This window comes from Luteimonas galliterrae, from assembly GCF_023374055.1.
Classification (GTDB): Bacteria; Pseudomonadota; Gammaproteobacteria; order Xanthomonadales; family Xanthomonadaceae; genus Luteimonas_C; species Luteimonas_C galliterrae.
Genome location: NZ_JAMBEP010000003.1, coordinates 277,404 through 291,962, shown reverse-complemented (window position 1 = coordinate 291,962; position 14,559 = coordinate 277,404). Strand labels below are relative to the sequence as shown.

At 61.9% G+C, this 14,559-nt stretch carries 10 protein-coding genes; 3 read left to right on the top strand and 7 right to left on the bottom strand.

Features of this window, described 5'->3' with window-relative positions; translation table 11 throughout:
- Window positions 1–8: 8 nt before the first annotated feature.
- Both rsgA and M2650_RS13960 read left to right on the top strand, forming a co-directional pair.
- Window positions 9–1,100: a ribosome small subunit-dependent GTPase A gene (rsgA, locus tag M2650_RS13965; RefSeq protein WP_249475546.1), complete on the top strand. Its 1,092-nt coding sequence runs from the start codon at window positions 9–11 to the stop codon at window positions 1,098–1,100.
- Window positions 1,101–1,231: 131 nt separating this feature from the next.
- Window positions 1,232–2,494 carry a flavohemoglobin expression-modulating QEGLA motif protein gene (locus M2650_RS13960; RefSeq protein ID WP_249475544.1) on the top strand — a complete coding sequence of 421 codons (1,263 nt, stop codon included), beginning with the start codon at window positions 1,232–1,234 and terminating at the stop codon, window positions 2,492–2,494.
- Window positions 2,495–2,525: 31 nt separating this feature from the next.
- Here M2650_RS13960 and M2650_RS13955 read toward each other — a convergent pair whose 3' ends face one another.
- From M2650_RS13955 to M2650_RS13925, 7 genes are all read right to left on the bottom strand, one after another.
- Window positions 2,526–3,896, bottom strand: a complete 1,371-nt coding sequence (locus M2650_RS13955; protein ID WP_249475542.1) for a hypothetical protein — start codon at window positions 3,894–3,896, stop codon at window positions 2,526–2,528.
- 200 nt (window positions 3,897–4,096) lie between these two features.
- On the bottom strand, window positions 4,097–6,184 hold the full coding sequence (locus tag M2650_RS13950) for a peptidoglycan-binding domain-containing protein (RefSeq protein ID WP_249475539.1): 2,088 nt from the start codon (window positions 6,182–6,184) through the stop codon (window positions 4,097–4,099).
- A gap of 16 nt (window positions 6,185–6,200) precedes the next feature.
- Complete coding sequence (locus M2650_RS13945; protein ID WP_249475536.1) at window positions 6,201–6,725, bottom strand: lysozyme inhibitor LprI family protein; 525 nt, start codon at window positions 6,723–6,725, stop codon at window positions 6,201–6,203.
- 46 nt (window positions 6,726–6,771) lie between these two features.
- Window positions 6,772–7,857: an FG-GAP repeat protein gene (locus M2650_RS13940; RefSeq protein ID WP_249475533.1), complete on the bottom strand. Its 1,086-nt coding sequence runs from the start codon at window positions 7,855–7,857 to the stop codon at window positions 6,772–6,774.
- Window positions 7,847–8,815 (bottom strand): lysozyme inhibitor LprI family protein, encoded by a 969-nt coding sequence (locus tag M2650_RS13935; protein WP_249475530.1) that lies wholly within the window; start codon window positions 8,813–8,815, stop codon window positions 7,847–7,849. The genes M2650_RS13940 and M2650_RS13935 overlap by 11 nt, the downstream gene beginning before the upstream one ends.
- Window positions 8,805–10,583, bottom strand: a complete 1,779-nt coding sequence (locus tag M2650_RS13930) for a type IV secretory system conjugative DNA transfer family protein (protein WP_249475527.1) — start codon at window positions 10,581–10,583, stop codon at window positions 8,805–8,807. Before M2650_RS13930 ends, M2650_RS13935 begins: the two co-directional genes overlap by 11 nt.
- A 156-nt stretch (window positions 10,584–10,739) precedes the next feature.
- Window positions 10,740–12,050 carry a hypothetical protein gene (locus M2650_RS13925; RefSeq protein WP_249475524.1) on the bottom strand — a complete coding sequence of 437 codons (1,311 nt, stop codon included), beginning with the start codon at window positions 12,048–12,050 and terminating at the stop codon, window positions 10,740–10,742.
- A 154-nt stretch (window positions 12,051–12,204) separates the two neighbouring features.
- On the opposite strand from M2650_RS13925, the gene M2650_RS13920 reads away from it, so the two are divergent.
- Window positions 12,205–14,553, top strand: coding sequence for an NADP-dependent malic enzyme (locus M2650_RS13920; RefSeq protein WP_249475522.1), 2,349 nt, complete (start codon window positions 12,205–12,207; stop codon window positions 14,551–14,553).
- The last annotated feature ends 6 nt before the right edge of the window (window positions 14,554–14,559 follow it).

Genomic DNA, 14,559 nt, shown 5'->3' with positions numbered 1-14,559 from the left:
TCCACCCCATGACGCCGTTGCGCGCGATCGGCTGGCCCTACGATGGCCTGCCGGACGAGCCCGCCTGGCGCGAGGCGATGGCGGCGCATCCGCAGGCGCGGCCGGCGCGGATCATCGAGCAGCACCGTTCCGGCTATGTGGTCGCCGAAGGTCCGGACGAAGGCGCCCGGGTCGAATCGCCGCCGGATTGGCAGCGGCCCCGCTTCCCGGCGCAGGACCGCGCCGCGGTCGGCGACTGGGTGCTGGTCGCCGGCGGGGTCATCGTCGCCTTGTTGCCCAGGCGCAGCGCGATCAAGCGCGGCGCCGCGGGCGAGCATTACAAGCAGCAGGTGATCGCCGCCAACATCGATACGGTGTTCGTGGTGTGCGGCCTGGACGCCGATTTCAATCCGCGCCGGATCGAGCGCTATCTGCTGCTGGTGCGCAGCGGCGGCAGCGAGCCGGTGATCGTGCTGACCAAGGCCGACAAGGCCATCGTCGAGGATGCGGGCGCGGTGGACACCGCGATGGCCGCGCTGATCGATCTGGCCGCGCAGGACGTGGCCGTGCGCGCGGTCAACGCCAAGGATCGCGACAGCGTGGCCGTGCTCGATCCCTGGCTGCAGCCGGGCCGCACCGTGGTGCTGGTCGGTTCCTCCGGCGCAGGCAAGTCCACGCTCACCAATACCTTGCTCGGCAGCGAGCGGATGCGCACCAGCGACGTGCGCGTTTCCGACTCGCGCGGGCGCCACACCACCACGCACCGCGCGCTGATCGCACTGCCGTCGGGCGCCTGCCTGATCGACACGCCTGGCATGCGCGAACTCAAGCCCACCGGCGAAGAGGACCTCGCCGACGGCGGTTTCGCCGATATCGAAACCCTGGCCGAACAATGCAAGTTCCGCGACTGCCGGCACGAACGCGAGCCGGGTTGCGCGGTGCGCGCCGCGCTCGAGGCGGGCAAATTGGATCCGGACCGCTACGCGCATTATTTGAAGCTGCGCGACGAGGTCGCCGGCGCCGCCGACAAACTGGCCACGCGGCTGGCGCAGAAAGCGGGGGAGCGCGTCGCGGGCAAGGCGCTCAACAAGCGCCTGGACGAGAAGTATGGCAAGCACTGAAAAAGTTTTTGTAGGAGCGGCTTCTGTGGGAGCGGCTTCAGCCGCGAGCTTTTCTTCGAATCGTCGTCGACCGGACAAGAGCTCGCGGCTCAAGCCGCTCCCACAAAGCCCCGCTCCCATCTAAGGAACGCATGACCGACATCGCGCCCGACATCGCCCATCACGCCGCGCTCGACGCGCGCATGGTCGCCGCGGTGCGCGAGTTGAGATTGTTGCAACTGGTCAGCTGGCCGGCGGCGCTGCAGCCGCCGTTCCTGGAATCGTTCGCGCGCGGGCAGCCGGCCATGCCCAAGATCGAATATCCGAAACTGGATTTCTCGAATGCCCGGCGCGAACTCGCCGCGATAATAGAAGAGGCCGACGCCGCGCATCCGCTCGGCCGCTACCTGATCGAATCGGCGCAAAGCTGGTCCACCGCCGCGCAATTGCTCGAAGCGCTGGGCACGCCGGCGGTCACGGTGCATTCGATGGCCTTGTACGGCGGCCCGGAAGAACGGCTGCCGGGCGACGGGCCCACCACCCGCGAGGCGGCGCGGCACTTCATCGCCATCGCCAGCGAATTGGACCGCGAATTGCTGGCGCCATCCGAGCAGGTCGCGATCTCCGCCACGGCGTTGAAGCTGCAATTGCAATCCGACCTCGACGACTTCTTCGACGCGCGCGTGATCGAAGTGGTGATGGACCCGGACCTGATCGCCAAGGCCGCCGCCGGCGCCACCCGCATCCGTCTGCGCGCCGGCGCCTCGTTCAGCGACTACGACCGCCACCAGCTGCTGCAGCACGAAGCCTTCGTGCATTCGCTGACCGCGCTCAACGGCCGCGGGCAGCCGCATTTCCCGAGCCTGGCGCTGTCCTCGCCGCGCACCACGGCGACGCAGGAAGGCTTGGCGACGTTCGCCGAACAGATCACCGGCAGCATCGACATCGAGCGCATGAAGCGGGTCAGCCTGCGCATCGAAGCGGTGGCGATGGCGTTGGACGGGGCCGATTTCATCGAGGTGTTCCGCTATTTCCTCGACGCCGGCCAGAATGAGGTGGAGAGTTTCGCTTCCGCCCAGCGCGTGTTCCGCGGCGTGCCGCCGACCGGCGGCGCGGCGTTCACCAAGGACGCGGTCTACTTGCGCGGACTGATCGGCGTGCACACCTTCTTCCGCTGGGCGCTGCGCCAGCGCAAGCTGCGGCTGTGCCGGCTGCTGTTCGCCGGCAAGATGACGCTGGCCGACGTGCAGCGTTTCGAGCCGCTGTTCGACGCCGGCGTGATCCATCCGCCGCGCTGGCTGCCGCAATGGGTGTCGCGCGCGAACGGCCTGGCCGGCATGCTGGCGTTTTCGCTGTTCGCCAACCGCATCAGGCTGGACCAGGTCTCGGCGGACGTGCCCCGGTTCGATATATGAAGGCCGGCGTCGCGCCGGCCTTCAGCACTCCTCATCCGTAACGGATGCCGCCGCCGCCGAATATCGGCGGCAGGAAGACTTGCCCGTTGTCGCTCAGGATGTCTTCGATCTGGGCACGGATCCCGTGGGGAATGCCCGGATCGTCGAGCGCCGACTTGAAATCGTCCAGGCTGATGTAGCGATCGCGGCTGCCGTTGCCCGATGCCGTATCGAGCAGGTAATAGGCGTAGTCGCGCGAGTCCGCCAGACTGCCGACGGCGCGCAGGTCCTCCAGGCTGATGCGCCCGTCGACTTCGCCTTCGCCGTTGGATGCGGTGTCGGCGACGGCGCGCGAAGCGGGGCTGCTCAACATATAGGCCGCCGCCGCGCGCACGTCCGACGGCAGATCGAAGTTCGGGTTGTCGAGCATCAGCCGCAACTCGTCCGTGGTGATGAACTCGTCGCCGCCGCTGATCTGGCGGAAGTACTGCTCCAGCGTCGCCGAGGCCGATTTGATATCGCCGGTGCCGTCGAGGCGGACCGGCGCGCTGCTGGTTTGCGCCAGCGGGTCGTAGCCGGCGTACTCGGCCATCATCCGGTAGATGTCCGGATGCTCCTGCGCCAGGCGCTCGGGATACTGGCGAAAGCGGTTTTGCAGATCCGGCCAGGTTTCGCCGCCGCGTTCGACGAAGTCGGTGGATGCCAGCGCCGACAGCATTTCGCGTTCGTACGGGAAGTCGCCCGGGAACAGGCTATCCCCGTCCTCGGGCTTGTTGTAGCCCTGCATGAAATGCGAAAACTCGTGTTGCGGCACGCTGTCGCCCTTGCTGAGCGCCCGCACCGTGTAGCCGGCGTCCATGCGGATGTGGCCGGCCCCGTACATGGCCCATCCGGCCGCTTCGCTGCCGTCGTCCGTCTTGGCGGGCCCGTCGTAGAAGCGGAACACCAGATGGCCATCGCCTTCGCTTCCGCCGTTGTAGTCGTCGTTGTTGCGCACGGCTTCGTCGATCGTCCTGTTCATGATCTCGGGGTTGCCGAACGTCGCCGCGACCATGCCGCGCAGCGTCATGTCCTCGAGCGCGCGGTTCGGATTGGGCTGCACGCCCGGTTCGTACTCGAACTGGATCCGCGGATCGTTGCGCAATGCCTGCAGCTGGGCGTCGTACTCGCGTTGCAGTTCCGGCGTTAGCGTTTGCCGGAAGTTGTCGACGCTGTCCAATTGGGAGAGATCGTTGTTGTCGTTGGCTGCGTCGAGTGCGGCGTTGAACTCTTCCAGCAACTGTTGCTCGCTCTTGGGTTCGCCATTGGCCTCGGTGCCGTACGGCGTGCCCGGCGGACGCGAATCGGACGCTTCCGGGCGCGGGCCTGGCGAGGGCGGGATGGGAATCGGCGGCGCTTGGGGAATCAGGACGGGAGGCGACATGCGGGATCCTCGGGCAAAGACCCGGATCACCCTATCGGCGGTATGCAGGCATCGTAATTGGGGCTGACCCTAAGCTGGGGTCCACCCGAGGAACCGATCGGCTCGTTTTCCGCCGAGGCTTTCGATTTATTCCCGAGTCGGCAGCCGAAGCCCTCGACCGCCTGCCGGCGACGGCATTCGCGCCAGCGTTGCGGCCAGCCTCACACCGTCCGCCCATGCTCCTGCGCCATCGCCTGTTGCTGGTTCATCCGTTCCATGTGCTGGGCCAGGCTCTGATGCTCGGCCTGGAAGGTCTGCATGGCTTCTTGCACCGACGGCGTGGACGCATTGAGTTCCACGCTCATCATCTGACGGGCGAGGTACTCGTTGCCTACCACCGCCTTACCCTGGTAGACGATGACATCGCCTGGCCAGCCCGGCTTGTAGCCACCGAGATGCATTTGCCCGGTCAGCGCCGACAGTTGCGCTTCGGACAGGTCATGGCCCTTGGCCTGGAAGCGTTGCTGCACATCGGCGTAGAGCGCGTGCTGGGGGTGGTGCGGATCGCTGAAAGGCGTCAATCCGGCTTGGTCGCGACCCTGCACTGGCCGTTCGATCGCCGCGTCGGTCCTCTCCAATGCGGTTGGCCTGAGATGGTCGGTCAAGTGCGCGTCGGGAGCGACGACGATGCCATGCCCCCGCTGCCGTAGAGCAAACTGAGCCTGCGATTGCACGGCCTTGAGCGTGTCCGGATCGGCGATGCCGGTAGGCTCGCGCCCGGTCCACAGTTGAAACTGTTCGACCGCTTCGCGGGTGCTGTCGCCGTAGTCGCGATCATCCTTGATTTGCTGGCCGTACCGGTCGGTGGCGCCGAGCAGGCGCAGGTGCTGCTGCAGCGCCTGTACCGCGGCGCTGCGGTCGCCTGGTTCTAAGGTCTGCGTAGTGGGCAACGCAGGTAAGGTGGCCGGCTCGGCGGGTGATGGCGGGATGATGATGTGCCGAGGCAAGTCACGCTCCCTTGCTGCAGGTGCGGATGCAACGTGCGTGTACGCATTGTTTGCGCGAAGGTAGTCGGGCATGCCGTCGACAACCTGCTTTGCCCCGAGATTGATCGGTGGATGGGGGCCGGGCTGGAACTGCTGCCCAAACTTAACGGCATCATAGGTCGGGTTGGGAACGCTGGCATAGAGATGTACCGCACTGAGTGTCTCCGGCCCCGCTATGCCGTCCAAATGAAGGCCGTGCTCGCGCTGGAAGGACTCTACCGCTTCGCGGGTTTGCTCGGTGTACAAGCCATTCTCCACGAGTGCACGGCCCTTGTCGTCGGTCGCGCCCAGCTTGTTCAAGCTCTGCTGTAAGGCTCGGACTTCTGCGCCGCGTTCGCCTTGTTGAAGACGGGCGTCGATCGTCGCAGATTTAGGGCGAGTTCCGCGATTAATCGTGTTGAGCGAACGCTGAATGTCGACGTCATAAGCTTCTTGCGAAGGATCATATGTCGCCGACATAACCTTCCAGTGAGCACGATTCATTGAATCGTTGAACTCTGGCCTCTGGTAGTTTGCCTCGTAAGTGCTGGCTAGAGTTCCGGCGTGCCCCGCAGAGTAAAACCGACTCTTGGCTTTGATGGCGTTCACGGATTGTATGAACTGATCATAGTCACTGCCATTGGCAAGTGATTTTTCCAAGACCGATAGTTTTCCTGGCAGCTGGTTCGCCGTTTTTGCGAGCATGCAAACAACCTCAAAGCGCCGATCTTCTGGGATGTTATTTCCATGCATCTCTACGGTGTCTACCGCCAGTTTAGTAGCATTGCGCACCTGCGGTAAGTCAATGTTCTGGTGAATCCATTGCTTGCCTTCGTTCGAAGAAGCCCACCAATTTATAGCGTCGCGGGTATCCGTATCGATGAATATCAAGTTTGGCCCATGGCTCAAAAGATCCTTACGTAACTGAGCATGATCATTCGTAAACGGCAGGCCGTTGGATTTTGCGTAATTTGAAGCCTCATCAATCACGGCTTGAACATAGGTCTTCTCACCCGGTTGCAGGCGCCGCCCGTCTATTGCACCAAGGGCCCACATACCGCGCTGACCAAGATCGACTTGAATGCTTCCCAGCGTATAACCGCTCTGAGCTATTACCCTGTCTATATCGTTCCAGCCAGGGTCTGTTGCCGTTGCTGCATTGGTTACACCGGTTATTGACAAGTGGTACGAAGCATTTCCGCCCTCTGTTCCCCTACCGACTACAAAATATACGGCACCGGCTGCTTGGTCCGGATCCTGAAGATCAATGCTTTTTTCGGACATTTTTTAGTCTCCTTTGCTAATCTCGGACAAAATCAAGATAGTCCTTTAATTGGTTAGCGCGTTTGCAAAGCATAAATAGTTTGTTTTCGCCCACTTGCAGATTGCTGACCTGATCAGAGTTATAAATCGCGCTTTGAAGTTGGCCTTCTTTACCGTAGAACACAAGCCAAGCCCGCTGCGAAGCTATAAGTTGTTCTCTCTGGTCTGTAGTTAGCATTTTTGAAAGTTCTTTGTAGTAATCATTCAGGCGCTTGTCCTGATGCTCTTTTTCTTCGGAGATGCAGTAACCGATCTCCAAGGCTTCGCTCTCATGCCTCATTAGGCAATCAAAGTACGATGAGCGAATACCTGCGTGTGCTTCGAGATTTGAATCTTGCGCAGGGTTGACTTGATCTGCCGCTAAAGAATGCTCCTGCTCCCGCCGTGCGTTAGCTAGTTGGGACTTCGTGGTCTCCGCTGTGGCTTCGACCGTGGGCTTGCAAGCGCTCGCCAGCAGTGTCAGCGCCAGAAGCGAACACATGCGATTTCGCATAACGGTCATGGGAATTTCCTTTGTCAGTCGATGGCAAACCACAGATGGCTATCGCTTACTCGACGATTTCTTTCATCTCTCCATTAACCAAGCGCTCAACTATAGTTTCTACCCCCTTATCGGTCGAGCGCTCAGTGATCATTTCTGTTAGCACAGGGCGGTTTTTCCTAATTTCATATGTGAGGTAAAAATGCTCGCAGCATCCATTCTTCGCCCATGTTTTTAGCTTTCCTTTTTCGACGATGAACAAACTGATAGTTCCTATGGTCAAGTCCGAAAATAGCTTATTGAATTTGAACAGCTTGTCTTTCATATCAAACAGATAAACACTAAAAGATGGTCCTCCATAACCACCCTCATTTCCGGTTTGGACAATAAGATCTTCCTGACCATCACCGTTTACATCCGCCAATATAAATGTGTGGCAGTTCGATTTATCCAGTGCACCGCGATAAAACGTCTCCTTGCTGTCGACATAAACGGACTCAAGCAGCAGTCTTTGGCTGAAGTTGATGTCGGTTTTTTCGATATAGAGATTTACCCTTTCATTGCAGATAGTTAGGGTGCCGGATTGCTTGCTACAACCGGAGGCCTCTAGACGCAATGTGGTATCACCTGCTTCAACTTTTAGCTTTCCTGACTCATTGATCGCAGCATTGGCGCTAATAGGCGATGTTGTTGCTCTTTCTTGTTGTGCTTCTGTCATATCTGATGACAGCTTTTGTGCTTCTGATGTTGAGAGGGAAAGCGCCTGCGGAGGCGGAGTCTCTTCGGTTCCCGCTGAAGGATCGCACGCCACTATTCCGGCAGCGACAGCTGTAACCACAACAACATGACTCAGTTTCATGGTTTCATCCTCCTGGTATCCAAAGTTCGCTTGCCCGTGCTCAGGCATCGGTGTTGATTGCGGCGGAACATGCTTACGTTTCGGCGCCACCGGTAGTCCGCCCGGCAGCATTGGCCCAAGCTCGGCCACCGTGCGGACATTGATGTTCTCCAGGTCGCGTCGCAATGACTCTTCGCGTGAGACGAACACTGGACCACGTATAGGGTCGGGCCGCGGCAGGCAGTCGGTATCAGGCCGAGATACGCCGTACAAGGCGCCCAGATTGATGCCGTCGGTTCTTCGTTTATTGTCCATCGCCTCGGCCTCTTCTATGAAGCTCATTTGCTCGGGCCGTCGTGAGATTTAACTCGCAAGACATAGCATCAATCAGCTGGCCTTGACCTTCTGTTTCTGGATGCCATTTACACTCCTGTTCTTTTTTAGATAGCCAGCGTCTTTGCTCTCCCACGAGACTATTTCTTTGCGAGCCGGATAATTTAGCTAGCAGTTTCCGATACATTTCATTCAATCTTCCATCTTGATATTCGAACTCCGAGGCGATGCAATCCAAAATCTCCCCAGTAACGCCGTGACTTGTCTCAGCGCATTGATCGTAGGAGTTGCGAAAATAGATTCCTGCCGCCATGTCAGTCTGCTTGCGCTCCAGCTGACTCGCGCGCATCGCGATTTGATCCATGAGGCACGTGGCCTGTGCTGCTGGACCAAATATTGACCCTGCATTGTCGGTCGCTTCCGCGCACATTTTTTCTACTCGAGAAAGCCACGCATGCTGAGCGTTGCGCAGATGCGAAGCCTTAGTTATGTCGTCATCGCCTTGGGCCGGGAACATGCCCATTGCGCTATCAAGAACGCGATTGAGTCGTGCATTTTGGAACCCTAGTTCCTCTTCGGCGCACCCCTGTCGATGACCAGCAGTGCTTGTGCCATCGGATTGATGGGTAATGCATTCCTCATAAGCAGGTCGAATGCCGTAGTCGCCCCCATAAGTTTGGGGCTTATCCACAAAATCATCAGGCGCTACTTTTGCTGCATCGTTCGCTTGTGTCGCTGTTGTCGGACTAGTACTTCCTTGTGTGTCATTTATGCCACTTTGGGGTAGCGTGCTATCGGCCCCACACGCCGTCAGAGTTCCAGAGATACCAAGTGCAGCCACAAAACCCACGTGAGAAAGTTTCATCCTCCTCCCCATTTCTTGAGTTGCGTCATGCAGGGCGCCGATATTGACGTAATCGCTGATTCGCTTATCGCCCATCGCCTTGGACTCTCTTTACCCGCGGCGCCGCCAGCGCCGGAATCTCCACCGGGTCCATCAGCAGGTTCTTGAAGCGCTTGTCCTTGAAATACCAGTTCTTCTTGCAACGGATCGGCTTGCAGCCCTCATAGAAGATGATCTCGTCGTCCATGGGCAGCTCCTGCAGCTCTTGAGGCCGCATCAGCGGGCGGCTTTCCTCGGTGTAGGAATAGGAGACGTTCGCGCCGCCGGGGCCGTTGCTGACCGTGCGGTTGCGGCGGCGCTCGGTCCTGGTGCCGAGCCGTCTGCTGTATTCCTCGGCGTCGTCCTGCTCGCGTGGGGTAAAGACGATGCTCATGGCGTGATTGGTGGCCAGCGTCTTGGCCACGTCCGGCCCGTAGGCCGAACGTAGTTGCGACTGGCTTTGAATGATGACCAGCGCCCGCACCCCATAGCCGGCGATCAGCGAAATGCGGTCGGCGAAGGCGTTCAGCGGCCCCATGGCGGTGAACTCGTCCATCACCAGCAGCATCTGGTTGCGGATCGAGGTGTCCTCGTCCGGGGTTTTGTCCAGGTTGGCGTTCAGGGCGGTGCTGAAGAAGATGTTCAGCAATTTGCTGGATTCGCCCAGTTTCGAGGGCGGGATCACCACATAGACCGACATCGATTTTTTGCGCAGATCGCGCACGTCGAAGTCGCTGGCATTGGTCGCAGCCGCCAGGATCGGGCTCAAGAATTGACTCAGCGGCTCCTGCATCGTCGCCAGGGCGCTGGAAAACGTCTCGTCGGCGAGCCCCACGAGATCCGAGAAGTAGGTGCGCGCTTCTCGGCCGAGGAAGGACCCGGTTCTAAGTCGGAGCAGGGTTTGAATCCAGGCTTTGACCCCGTCCTCAACGCCCTCGCCTGTCGACAAGCGGTAAATGCGTTCGAAGCTTGGGTAACGGATGTGAGTGTTGGGGTCCATCTCGCGCTGCTCGAACCCCTCGCTGGTTTGGTTCGGCACTTTTTTCTCGAGCATGTCGTCCCAGCTGTCGAGCATGTACAGCGCGAAGGCCATGAACGCTTTCCTGGCCATCGAACTCCAGAACGGATCCTTGCCCGCGCCGTCGGGATACAGAATGGCCGCAATCGACTGGACCTGGCTGATGCGTATCCGCGGATCCTCGGAAAGCGCCTGGAACGGATTGAAGCGATGGGTGATGCCGCGCTCGTTATAGGGGTCGAACTTGTATATCGCCTGCCCCATCGCTTCGCGCCGGCCGCTGGTCCGCTGAAACAACTCTCCCTTCGTGTCGGCCACCACGACCGAACCCTGATAGGTCAGCAACACCGGGATCACCACGGACGTCGATTTTCCGGAACGGGTCGGCGCCGTCATCAGGATGTGCTGCGTGCCGCCCAGGTACAGGTAATGGCCCTTGAACCTGCCGACAAGGACGCCTTGTGGCGTCTGCCGGGCGAGCCCCGCTTTCTTGGCCTCGGCCAGGTGGGCGAAACGGGCGCCGCCATGGAAGTCGCTAACGCCAGATCGTCGCAGCAGACCCCACGCGATCGGCAGCCATACCAGAGCCGGCACGCCAAAGCCGATTGCGCCGCCGAGCTTGATCTTCCAAGCGTGCGGACGAACATAAGCCTGGTCCAGCGCCTGGAAATACCGGACGTAGGTGTTCCACTGCAGCGGGATGTCGAGTTCGAGCAGCCACAAGGTGATGTAGCCGGAGAAGTACAGCCCTGCGGCCAGAGTGAAAATCGTGACGACCATCACCGCAACGAGCTTTTGCTTGGTCACCCGATCACTCTCCTTTGCCGGTTTGCTTGGCACGTTTAGCCAAGACGAAAATCGGTAGGAAAGTGGCCACTTATCTTTAGCGCAGTCGTTTGTAGGAAGTTTCCTACGCGAGCGTTTAGCTCTTAAGGTGGCTCGCCTCAGCGGCTTATCCCGAAGTCAGGGCAGCGGCGTGAGCCGTCCGTCCGTTTCGATCGCGTAGTCGGCGTCCTCGCCGGCTTGCATCAGGTGCACGCGGCTGCCGATCGGCACCCCGCGATAGCTCGGGATCTCGTGCGTAAGCCGGTCGAACAGCCAGCGTTGCGACGGATCGGCGCTGCGCAAGCGGATGGTGGTATCGCCGCGTTCGCGGACGAGTTCGGCCAGCGCCGGCGAGAACACGGCCTGCACTTCGCCGGCGTTATGCATGCGTCGGACGATGTTGAAGCCGTGCCAGAGACCGAGCAGCGCCAGGATCACCAGCACGGTCTTGCCGAAGCGCCGCATGCGCGGCCAGGCCGCCGCGCAGATCGCCGCGGTCACGGCCGCGAAGCCGTAGCCGTACTGGTTGGCGGACTCGGCCAGGATCAGCACCGGCCCCAGCGCCGCAGCGCCGGCCAGCAGGAAGCCCGAAAGCCAGCGCGGGCCGGCGCGCCACAAGGCCCAGGCCAGCGCCAGCCACAAGACGATCGCGGCCAATACGCGTCCGTCGCCGAAGCCGCGCGCCAGGGTGCCGCCGGCTTCCATCTTGGTCGGGTTGGGCGGGAACAGCTGGTATTCGAGCCAGCGCTGCGGAACGAAGGCTAGGCTCCAGCCGTAGTTGGCGGCCGGTCGCGGCGAAAACAGGATCACGCCGATGCGCAGCGCCAGATAGATCGCCACCGGCAGCAATGCCGCCCATGCGGCCCGCCCCCATGCGGTCCGGTGCTGCAAGAACAGCCATGCCAGGGCGAGCAAGGCCGGGATCACCACGGCCGCTTCCTTGGCCAACAGCGCCAGGGACGTGAGCGCCGCGGTGGCGAGCATCGAAATCCACGGCTGTCGATCGCGTTGCACGATCAGCGCGATCGACAAGGCGCAGCCGACCCAGATCAGATCCGCCAGCGTGCCCACCCAGCCGTGCGTGTGCGCGGCGTAAGCGCCCAGCGCGAACGCCAATGCGCCGGCCGCGCTGGCCGCGGCGGTCGCGCCGAAACGGCGCAGCAACACCGCCAACAGGGCGGCGTTGGCGCCGCCGAGCGCCACCATCAAGCCGTGGAAGGCATAGGGATGGTCGAACAGCAGCCGCGACAGCCACAACCACAGCGTAAACGTGAGCGGCCGGTACTGGAACGACTGCACGCCGGCCCAGAGAGGGCCGACCGAGAACGGCCCCTCCGGCTGTTGCGCGAAGGCCGCCCATTGCAATTCGTCGTGGCTGAAATAGCCGGGATTGAACACCAAAGGCCATTGCGCCAGCAGCACCGCGACGAAAACCCCGGCCGGCAGCAACCATCCAGGCCACTTTTCCCGTACGTCTGCTGTCGTCGCATCTCCCATCGCGACATTGTGGAAGAAGCCGGCTGACCGGCGCCATAGCCTGCGGCGCCGACCCTGCATCGAAAGCCGCTAGAATCGGTAGCCCGCAAGCGGCAAGACCTCAGCGATGTCCGATACCCCAGCGTCCAGCACCCCGCCGCCCGACGCGTTCAAGCAGTCCGCGCTCGATTACCACCGCGCGTCGCCGCCGGGGAAGATCAAGGTGGTGCCGACCAAGCCGATGGTCACCCAGCGGGACTTGGCGCTGGCCTATTCGCCGGGCGTGGCCTACGCCTGCGAGGCGATCGTCGCCGACCCCAACGCCGCCAGCGAGTTGACCGCGCGCGGCAACCTGGTCGCGGTGATCAGCAACGGCACCGCCGTGCTCGGCCTGGGCGACATCGGCCCGCTGGCCGGCAAGCCGGTGATGGAAGGCAAGGGCATCCTGTTCCAGAAATTCGCCGGCATCGACGTATTCGACATCGAGATCGACGAACGCGATCCGGACAAGCTGGTCGACATCATCGCCAGCCTGGAGCCGACCTTCGGCGGCATCAACCTGGAAGACATCAAGGCGCCGGAATGCTTCATCGTCGAGCGCAAGCTGCGCGAGCGGATGAACATCCCGGTGTTCCACGACGACCAGCACGGCACTGCGATCATCGTCGGCGCCGCCGTGCTCAATGCGCTGGAAATCGCCGGCAAGAAGATCGAAGAGGTGAAACTGGCCACCTCCGGCGCCGGCGCGGCCGGCATCGCCTGCCTGGACATGCTGGTGGCGCTGGGCATGAAGCCGGAGAACATCCTGGCGGTGGACCGCGACGGCGTGCTCTACACCGGCCGCGCCCACCTGGATCCGGACAAGCAGCGCTACGCCCGCGACACCGACAAGCGCACCCTGGCCGACATCGTCGCCGGTGCCGATATTTTCCTGGGCCTGTCCGCCGGCGGCGTGCTGAAGCCGGAGATGGTGGCGACGATGGCGCCGCAGCCGATCATCCTGGCGCTGGCCAATCCGTATCCGGAAATCCTGCCGGAAGACGCGAAAGCGGTGCGCCCGGACTGCATCATCGCCACCGGCCGTTCGGATTATCCGAACCAGGTCAACAACGCGCTTTGTTTCCCCTACATCTTCCGCGGCGCGCTCGATGCCGGCGCCACCGAAATCAACGAGGCGATGAAACTGGCCTGCGTGCGCGCCATCGCCAAGCTGGCGCGGATGGAGTCGTCCGACCTGGGCAGCGCCTACGGCGGCGACGTGCCGACCTTCGGCGCGGACTACATCATCCCGCGTCCGTTCGACCCGCGCCTGCTGATGATGCTGGCGCCGTGCGTGGCGCAGGCGGCGATGGATTCGGGCATCGCGCTGCGCCCGATCGAGGACATGCCGGCCTACAAGGAAAAACTGGGCCAGTTCATCTACCGCACCGGCCTGCTGATGAAGCCGGTCTACGACCGCGCCCGCGCCGACCGGCAGCGCGTGGTCTATGCAGAAGGCGAAGAAGAGAACGTGCTGCGCGCGGTGCAGACCGTGATCGACGAGCAGTTGGCTTACCCGATCCTGATCGGCCGCCCGGACGTGATCGAGACCCGCATCGAACGGCTCGGCCTGCGCATGCGCGCCGGCGTGGATTTCGAGTTGACCAACATCAACGACGACCCGCGCTTCAACGACTACTGGCAGTACTACCACTCGCTCACCGAACGCCGCGGCGTGACGCCGGCGGCGGCCAAGAACCTGTTGCGCTCGCGGCCGACCCTGATCGGCGCGGTGATGCTGCAGCGCGAGGAGGCCGATGCGCTGATCAGCGGCATCGTCGGCCGCTACCACAAGAAGCTGGGTTACCTGCGCAGCGTGATCCCGCTCGATCCCGGCGTGCAGAGCACCTCGGCGATGACCGGCGTGATCAACCAGCAGGGCGCCTGGTTCTTCCTCGACACGCACGTGCAGCTGGACCCCACCGCCGAGCAGATCGCCGAGGCCACGCTGCAGGCCAGCTATCGGCTGAAACTTTTCGGCATCGAACCGAAAGTCGCGCTGCTGTCGCATTCCAACTTCGGCAGCCACGACAATCCCAGCGCGGCCAAGATGCGGCGCGTGCGCGAGATCCTGAAATCGCGCATGCCCAAGCTCGAAGTCGACGGCGAAATGCAGGGCGACACCGCCTGGGACGAGCCGCTGCGCCAACGCATGTTCCCCAACACCACGCTGACCGGCCGCGCCAACCTGTTCGTGCTGCCCAACCTGGATGCCGCCAACATCACCTACAACATGGTGCGGGTGATGACCGACGGCGTGGCGATCGGCCCGATCCTGATGGGCGTGTCAAAGCCCGCGCACATCCTGACCCCGGCCTCGACCGCGCGCCGCATCGTCAACATGACCGCGATCGCCGCAGTCGAGGCCCAGATCCGCAAGCTGCAGCGCGAAGCCGGCGAAGCCAGCGGCCGCCTGATGCGCGACGAACCCGGCTGACCCCGG